Source organism: Nisaea sp. (assembly GCF_017640745.1).
Classification (GTDB): Bacteria; Pseudomonadota; Alphaproteobacteria; order Thalassobaculales; family Thalassobaculaceae; genus Nisaea.
In genome coordinates this window covers 1-7,440 of record NZ_JAEPQA010000058.1, presented here as the reverse complement: position 1 = coordinate 7,440, position 7,440 = coordinate 1, and the positions used below count along the sequence as shown (strand labels likewise).

Here is a 7,440-nt window from a genome sequence, read left to right as displayed (position 1 = left end):
GACCTGCCGCGGACCTTCTCCGGCGGTATGCAGCAGCGCCTGCAGATTGCGCGCAATCTCGTGACAAAGCCGCGCCTCGTCTTCATGGACGAGCCGACCAGCGGCCTCGACGTCTCCGTCCAGGCCCGTTTGCTGGACCTCGTGCGCGGTCTCGTCCGCCAGCTGGGCATCGCCTGCATCATCGTGACCCACGATCTCGGCGTCGTCCGACTGCTGTCCGACAGGCTGATGGTGATGCGCCGCGGCAAGGTCGTCGAACAGGGCCTGACCGACCAGGTGCTGGACGACCCGCAGCACGCCTATACCCAGCTTCTCGTCTCCTCGATCCTGCCGGTGTGACCCCGATGACCGAAAATCCGAACGAAATGATCCGCGTCGAAAGTCTGGCAAAGCGCTTCACCCTGCACAATCAGGGCGGCGTGACGCTGACCGTGCTGAAGAATGTCTCGCTCTCGGTCGCAAAGGGCGAATGCGTGATCCTCGCCGGGCCGTCTGGCGCCGGAAAATCGACCCTGCTGCGCTCGCTCTACGCCAATTATCTGCCGCAGGAGGGCAGTGTCTCGATCCGCCATGACGGCGAGATGGTCGATCTGGTGACCGCCCCGCCCCATGTCGTGCTCGACGTCCGTGCCCGCACGCTCGGCTATGTCAGCCAGTTCCTGCGCGTCATCCCCCGGGTCACGACGCTCGATCTCGTGATGGAGCCCCTGCTCTCCCGCGGGATGAACGAAATCGCCGCGCGCGAAAAGGCGGCGACGCTGCTGGCCCGCCTGCGCATTCCGGAGAGCCTCTGGTCGCTTCCGCCCGCGACCTTTTCCGGCGGGGAACAGCAGCGGGTGAATATCGCCATGACCATGGTGCAGGATTATCCTGTATTGCTGCTCGACGAGCCGACCGCCTCCCTCGATGCCGAGAACCGGCAGACCGTGGTCGACCTGATCAACGAGGCACGGGAAGCAGGCTCCGCCATCGTCGGGATCTTCCACGACGAACAGGTCCGCGAGGCCGTCGGGACCCGCACCTATACCCTTGAAGAAGCGAGGAAAGCAGCGTGAGCAAGACCGATACACCGGATGCCGTGCTGACCAATGCGAGGATTATTCTCGCCGATGGAGAGATCCACGGCACGGTCACCGTCCGGGGTGACCGGATCGAGGATGTTTCCGAAGGAACCGTCTCGATGCCGGGCGCGATCGACTTCGAGGGCGACTACCTGATCGCCGGCCTCGTCGAGCTGCATACGGACAATCTCGAGAAACACCTTATCCCGCGCCCGAAAGTGCACTGGCCCGTCGTCTCCGCCCTGATGGCTCACGATGCCCAGGTCGCCGCGGCCGGCATCACCACGGTGCTGGACGCGGTCGCAGTCGGCGGCACCGTGAAGGACGACGCGCGCGACGAGATCCTGACGGAATCCGCGAACTCGATCCACGAGGCGAACGAAAGCGGAATGCTGCGTGCCGACCATTTCCTTCATATGCGCTGCGAGGTCGGCAATCCGCGCGCGGTCGAACTGTTCGAGCCCTTCAAGGACGATCCGCTTGTCCGGCTGGTCTCGCTCATGGACCACACCCCGGGCCAGCGCCAGTTCGTCCATATCGAGAAGCTCAAGATCTATTACACCGGCAAACACGCGATGAGCGACGCCGAGTTCGACGCCATGGTCGAGGACCGCAAGAAGAACCAGGTGCTCTATTGCGACAAGCACCGCCGGATCATCGCCGCCGCCTGCGCCGAACGCGGCATCATCACCGCGAGCCACGACGATGCGACGGAAGCGCACGTCGACGAGGCGCATGAACTCGGCCTTACCATTAGCGAGTTCCCGACCTCGCTCGAAGCCGCGCTCCATGCCCGCAAGAAGGGCCTGACCAACATCATGGGCGGGCCGAACGTGGTCCGCGGCGGGTCCCATTCCGGCAACGTATCAGCAGGGGAACTGGCAGAGGCCGGGGTGCTCGACGCGCTCTCCTCGGACTATGTGCCGGCAAGCCTGCTGCACGGTGCCTTTCTGCTGCACGAATGGCACGGCCTGCCGCTGCCGGACGCTCTGGCGACGGTCACACGCAATCCGGCCCACATGGTCGGGCTCGACGACCGGGGGGAAATCGCGCCGGGCAAGCGCGCCGACCTGATCCGGGTCCGCCGGGCGAAGGACGGCACCCCGATCATCCGCAAGGTCATGCGCTCCGGCACACGGGTCGCCTGAGTTACCCACACAGAAACGAGTAAGCGAGATGGGACAGACGAAACTTTCCCCGATGCCGAGCGTGCACGAGACCGCGACCGTGCGGGATTCCGAGCTCGGGTCCTGGACCGAGGTCGGGGCCCGCACCTCCTTCATCGAGAGCGAGCTCGGGGATTATTCCTATGTCGTCAATGACAGCGACATTATCTACACGACGATAGGAAAATTCTGCTCGATTGCCTCGCATACCCGTATCAACCCGGGGAACCACCCGAGCTGGCGCGCCTCGCAGCATCATTTCCTCTATCGCAGCGCGGCCTATGACATGGGCCCGGACGATATCGCCTTCTTTGACTGGCGGCGCCAGCACCATTGTACGATCGGGCACGATGTCTGGATCGGCCACGGCGCGACCGTGCTCGCGGGCATAAATGTCGGAACAGGTTCGGTTATTGCGGCAGGGGCCGTCGTCAGCAAGGACGTTGCACCCTACACGATTCACGGCGGCGTCCCGTCGAAGGAGATCAAGCGCCGGGTCGACGAAGCGATCGCTGAAGGCCTTATGGAGCTCGCCTGGTGGGACTGGCCGCACGACCTTCTAGCCGAACGGATGGGCGACTTTCGGGCCCTGTCCGCCGCCGAGTTTCTCGAAAAATATCGTTAAAAAACGATTCTATCGCCGGAAATTACCGACCGTATTTCATCGCGTGAAGAGCGCCGCGAAGGCCTCTATCGATTCAGCCAGCGGACGGTCGTTGGAGAATTTCACCACCCCCGGACCTTCGAGCGAAAATGCTTCGGCGCGCTCCAGCCGCTTCAGGATATCCTGCTCGCTCTCCCGTCCCCGGGCTCTGAGACGCGCTTCGAGAACATTACGCGGTACCTTGATGTCGATTACGCGGACATCGGCATACCGCGCACGCGCCTCCTCGATCACCGAGCGCGAGACATTCACGATGACATGCGCGCCCCGCGCCAGATTCTCCTCAATCGAAATCGGAATACCGTAGAAGAGACCGTGCGCCCCCCAGCTCAGGGCATAGGCACCGGCGGACCGCCTCGCCTCGAAATCTTCGACGGAAACCGGGATGTGATCCTCTCCTCCGGCCTCTGCCGGACGGATGATCTCTCGCTGCACGAAGACATGGGCCGGACTGTCTTTCAGGCACTGCCTTGCGCCTTCCAGAAGGCTGTCCTTGCCAGCGCCGGACGGCCCTACGACCAGCCAGAGGATTCCGGTCTCATTTTTCATCGGGAGTGCTCACGCGGTAGGATATCCACCCTGTAGTACCTGTTCTGGCAGCCTGACGCGACTCCCGGCGCCGGTTGCCAACGTCTTTTCATGAAGCTGTCACATCGGTGGACGACGACGAGCGTCGTCCACCTCGACGAAATCTGCGGCGAAATCGTGCACATTCGGCACTTTCGGATATTTCAGACCCAAACTAATCTCCCGCCCATGACAGAAGAACTCGACTACGTGATGGGCGACCGCCGCCCCGAAAACGGCAAGCTCCTGCAGGTGGCGCCGGGTATCCACTGGTTGCGGCTGCCACTGCCCTTCTCGCTCGACCATGTGAATCTCTACCTGCTGGAAGACGACGCGGGCTGGGTCATCGTGGATTGCGGCCTCAACTCGGAGAATTGCCGCACCGCTTGGACGCGCATTCTCGAGGAGATCATCGGCAACGATCCGGTGCAGGCGATTGTCGGTACCCATTTTCATCCCGACCATGTCGGCCTCGCAGGCTGGCTCCAGGAGCGGACCGGCGCCCCGCTCTGGATGAGCCGGACGGAGTGGCTGAACGCCAGGGCCTACTACCTCGATACGTCCGACGATTTCGTCGAGCAGATGGTCGGCTTCTACGGCCGGCTCGGCCTCGGCGGGGCGAGCGGGGAGATGCGAAAGATCGGCAACGAGTACCGCAAGCTCGTGTCCCCCATCCCGCCATCGTTCAAGCGGATCGGCCCGGACACACTGCTCCGCATCGGCGGCCGGGTCTGGAAGCCCTATTTCGGCGCCGGCCACTCGCCGGACCATGTCTGCCTCTATTCCGAGACGGACAACATCATGCTCGGCGGCGATTTGCTGCTGCCCCGGATCACGCCGATCATCGCCGTCTGGTGGACAGAGCCGGATGCCAACCCGTTGCAGGATTTCCTGAGCTTCCTTGCCCGCATGGACGGGAGCGAAGACGAGATGCTGGTGCTGCCCGGCCATGACGGCCCGTACCGGGGCATCAATTTCCGCATCAACGCACTAAGAAGCCATCACGACGAACGGCTGGACGAGGCCGCGGCGGCCTGCGTCCGCCCCGGCTCGGCAGCGGAGATCATGCGCTCTCTCTTCACCCGGGAACTGGATCTGCACCAGACCCGCTTCGCCATCGGCGAGACCCTGGCGCATCTGCATCTGCTTATGCAGGACGGAGAGGTCCGGCGGGAGCTCGGAGAGGACGGGACGTATCGTTTCGAGCGCGCCGCCTAGAGCGAGTCGCTGACCTGAACCACGCCGCTGATCAGGTTCTCGCGATAGAGCGCAGCCTCGTCGAGCCAGGCCGCCGCAGGCGTCAGGGCGTCGAGCAGTTTCCGGATCGCCTTCTCCTGCGCCCGTCGCGCGTCCTCCGCGCCTTCCACGTCGATTTCCGTGAATGACAGCCTGTCGCCCGGTTTCATCCGCCCGAGACGCGGAATGTCGGCGGAAATCACCGTACCGATCTTCGGATAGCCGCCTGTCGTCTGGTGATCGGCGAGCAGGATGATCGGCATCCCGTTGCCCGGCACCTGGATCGCCCCGGTCACGATGCCGTCGGAGGTGATATTGTAGCCGCGTGTATGTTCCAGCGCCGGTCCTTCGAGCCGCATTCCCATGCGGTCCGCCTCCCGGCTGATTGTGTACTCGGCATCGAAGAACGCTGCCGTGCTCGCGTCGCTGAAATAGTCCCGCTGCGGGCCGAGTACGACCCTCATCGGGCCCGTCTCGTCGAGATAGACCGGCCGTTCGAGCCTGAGCTCCCCGCGTTCCTCGACCGCCGAGAGCCGGAGCGGCAGCTCGTCGCCATCCTTCAGCGCGCGGCCGTGATATCCGCCGATCCGCGAGCGCCCGTAGGTCGAGAGACTGTCGAACACGGCAGGCAGATCGAACCCGCCCTCGACGCAGAGATAGGCAACGCCGCTGTCCGAGACCGGCGCGAGCGAGAGACGCTGGCCACGGCGGAGCATGACGCTCTGGTAGGACGGCAGCGTCACGCGCTCGCTTGCCTCAACGATGAGTTCGGCGCGGGTGCCGGTCAGCGCGACGCGGATGCTTTCCGCGGTCACCTCCAGCGTCGGACCGACCAGCCGGAACTCGATCGCCGCCGTTCCGCCATCGTTGCCGACCAGCGCGTTCCCTATACGTAACGACACCGGATCGAGCGCGCCGGAGACCGGTACGCCGCGGTTCTGAAAAGCGGGCCGGCCGAAATCCTGCAGCGTCGGTGCAAAGCCTGCCTGAATGACCCTGAAACCGCTCATGGCACGATCTCCTCGGAGACCGGCTTGTAGTCATCCGCCTCGACCGCCTTCCGGATCCTCTCGTACTCGCCGACGGACACCGGCTCGAAACGGATGCGGTCGCCAGCCGCCACAAGGATCGGCTCCGCCCTCTCCGGATCGAAGAACTCGACCGGTGTCTGCCCGATCAGATGCCATCCGCCCGGGCATTCGACCGTGTAGACCGTGGTCTGGCGCACCGCGACGGAGATCGAGCGGGCGGGGACCTTCACCCGCGGCTCGAAAAGGCGCGGAATGTCGAATTCTTCGGGCAGCAGGCCGAGATAGGGAAATCCCGGCAGAAACCCCATCATGAAGACCTCGAGCGGCTCGGCTGCATGACGGCGCACGACCTCGCCGGTATCGAGTTTCATTTCCCGCGCGACATTTTCCAGATCCGGAGCGCAATCGCCCTCATAGCAGACCGGGATCGACCAGAGCCGGTATGCATCCTCTTCGCCATGCTCGTGATGCAGCAAATCGGAGATCGCCCCCCGCAACGCCCCAGCGCTGGTTTCAAGAGGATCGTAATGCACCATCAGCGAGCGGATCGTCGGAACGATGTCGACGATGCCTTTCGCACCGGACTCGCGCAGTTTCGCGGCAAGATGGCGGACACGGCGGTTCACTGCGGCATCGACCGCCTCTCCGAACTGCACCACGAGCGCCGTGTCACCGGCGGGAAGAAAAACAGGTTCCGACATGACAATGGTTCTGTTCAGGACATGGACCGGGCGAAGGAATTGGCGCTAGTCTCAAAACACCCATCGAGATTCGTCCGGGAGGGCGTCCGCGCACTCCCCGACAATAGCCACGTGAGCGACCCATGACCAAAGTTAATCTGAACGCCGACATGGCGGAGGGATTCGGCGCCTACGACATCGGCGACGATGCCGCGATGCTGAAGATCGTCCGCTCCGCCAATGTCGCCTGCGGTTTTCACGGCGGCGATGCAAATGTCATGGACAGGGTCTGCGCGGCCGCGAAGGCCGAAGGCGTTTCCATCGGCGCGCATCCGGGCTTCAACGATCTCTGGGGCTTCGGGCGGCGGCGCATTTCCATGGCACTGCGCGAGGTCGAGGCGATGATCGCCTATCAGGTCGGCGCTCTGCAGGCGATGGCGGCGATGCATGGCCTCAAGGTCACGCATATGAAACCGCATGGCGCTCTCAACAACATGGCCTCAGAGGACAAAGACCTCGCCGAGGCGATCGTGCGGGCGACGAAGGCGGTCGATCCGGCGATCATCCTGCTGGCGACGACCGGCTCCGAGCTGCTGAAGGCTGGCGAGATGCTGAACGTGCCAACCGCCTCCGAGGTCTTCGCCGACCGCACCTACGACGCGGAAGGCAACCTGACGAGCCGGAAACGCGACGACGCGATGATCCGCGATCCGGAACAGGCCGTGGAGCATGTCCTCCGGATGGTCGAGACGGGAAAGGTCCGCTCCACCGACGGCGTGGACGTCCCGGTCAAAGTCCATTCCATCTGCGTCCACGGCGACGAGCCGACCGGCCCGGCCGTCGCGTCCGCCGTCCGCAAGGCGCTCGAAGCAAAGGGGATCGAGGTCGTGCCCCTGCCCGACGTCCCGCTGAACTGATTTTTCGACAGAGCCTGAAACCCGAGGAGCTTCCCCCGTGAGCCGCGAACAAGCCATCTCCGCCGCAGCAGACTATTTCGACAGCGGCGCATTCGTGAAGGATCTGACCCGCCGGGTG

9 protein-coding genes are annotated in these 7,440 nt (G+C 64.0%); 6 read left to right on the top strand and 3 right to left on the bottom strand.

Features of this window, described 5'->3' with window-relative positions; all coding sequences use genetic code 11:
• From JJ959_RS21155 to JJ959_RS21140, 4 genes are all read left to right on the top strand, one after another.
• On the top strand, positions 1-339 hold a 339-nt coding region (locus JJ959_RS21155; protein WP_292888432.1), incomplete at its 5' end, for an ATP-binding cassette domain-containing protein.
• Positions 340-344: 5 nt separating this feature from the next.
• Positions 345-1,055 carry a phosphonate C-P lyase system protein PhnL gene (gene phnL, locus JJ959_RS21150; protein WP_292888429.1) on the top strand — a complete coding sequence of 237 codons (711 nt, stop codon included), beginning with the start codon at positions 345-347 and terminating at the stop codon, positions 1,053-1,055.
• Positions 1,052-2,209 carry an alpha-D-ribose 1-methylphosphonate 5-triphosphate diphosphatase gene (locus JJ959_RS21145; protein WP_292888428.1) on the top strand — a complete coding sequence of 386 codons (1,158 nt, stop codon included), beginning with the start codon at positions 1,052-1,054 and terminating at the stop codon, positions 2,207-2,209. The genes phnL and JJ959_RS21145 overlap by 4 nt, the downstream gene beginning before the upstream one ends.
• 28 nt (positions 2,210-2,237) lie before the next feature.
• Positions 2,238-2,852, top strand: coding sequence for a chloramphenicol acetyltransferase (locus tag JJ959_RS21140; RefSeq protein WP_292888425.1), 615 nt, complete (start codon positions 2,238-2,240; stop codon positions 2,850-2,852).
• Positions 2,853-2,888: 36 nt separating this feature from the next.
• Here the strand turns inward: JJ959_RS21140 and phnN are convergent, their stop codons facing one another.
• Complete coding sequence (gene phnN, locus JJ959_RS21135; protein WP_292888422.1) at positions 2,889-3,440, bottom strand: phosphonate metabolism protein/1,5-bisphosphokinase (PRPP-forming) PhnN; 552 nt, start codon at positions 3,438-3,440, stop codon at positions 2,889-2,891.
• 207 nt (positions 3,441-3,647) lie between these two features.
• Here phnN and JJ959_RS21130 point away from each other — a divergent pair, with 207 nt between their 5' ends.
• Entirely contained in the window at positions 3,648-4,676 is a 1,029-nt protein-coding gene (locus JJ959_RS21130; protein WP_292888419.1) for an MBL fold metallo-hydrolase, read from the top strand.
• On the opposite strand, the gene JJ959_RS21125 is transcribed toward JJ959_RS21130, so the two are convergent.
• On the bottom strand, positions 4,673-5,704 hold the full coding sequence (locus tag JJ959_RS21125; RefSeq protein ID WP_292888416.1) for a biotin-dependent carboxyltransferase family protein: 1,032 nt from the start codon (positions 5,702-5,704) through the stop codon (positions 4,673-4,675). The two genes, JJ959_RS21130 and JJ959_RS21125, sit on opposite strands and share 4 nt — an antisense overlap.
• A complete protein-coding gene (gene pxpB, locus JJ959_RS21120; protein ID WP_292888413.1) occupies positions 5,701-6,426 on the bottom strand; it encodes a 5-oxoprolinase subunit PxpB in 726 nt (241 codons plus the stop codon). Before pxpB ends, JJ959_RS21125 begins: the two co-directional genes overlap by 4 nt.
• 122 nt (positions 6,427-6,548) lie before the next feature.
• Here pxpB and JJ959_RS21115 point away from each other — a divergent pair, with 122 nt between their 5' ends.
• Positions 6,549-7,322, top strand: a complete 774-nt coding sequence (locus JJ959_RS21115) for a 5-oxoprolinase subunit PxpA (protein WP_292888410.1) — start codon at positions 6,549-6,551, stop codon at positions 7,320-7,322.
• The last annotated feature ends 118 nt before the right edge of the window (positions 7,323-7,440 follow it).

Bases quoted from the DNA above. Each gene is read 5' to 3' on its own strand.
- phnN (WP_292888422.1), bottom strand. From the start codon at position 3,440: ATGAAAAATGAGACCGGAATCCTCTGGCTGGTCGTAGGGCCGTCCGGC.
- pxpB (WP_292888413.1), bottom strand. From the start codon at position 6,426: ATGTCGGAACCTGTTTTTCTTCCCGCCGGTGACACGGCGCTCGTGGTG.
- phnL (WP_292888429.1), top strand. From the start codon at position 345: ATGACCGAAAATCCGAACGAAATGATCCGCGTCGAAAGTCTGGCAAAG.
- JJ959_RS21140 (WP_292888425.1), top strand. From the start codon at position 2,238: ATGGGACAGACGAAACTTTCCCCGATGCCGAGCGTGCACGAGACCGCG.
- JJ959_RS21125 (WP_292888416.1), bottom strand. From the start codon at position 5,704: ATGAGCGGTTTCAGGGTCATTCAGGCAGGCTTTGCACCGACGCTGCAG.
- JJ959_RS21115 (WP_292888410.1), top strand. From the start codon at position 6,549: ATGACCAAAGTTAATCTGAACGCCGACATGGCGGAGGGATTCGGCGCC.
- JJ959_RS21130 (WP_292888419.1), top strand. From the start codon at position 3,648: ATGACAGAAGAACTCGACTACGTGATGGGCGACCGCCGCCCCGAAAAC.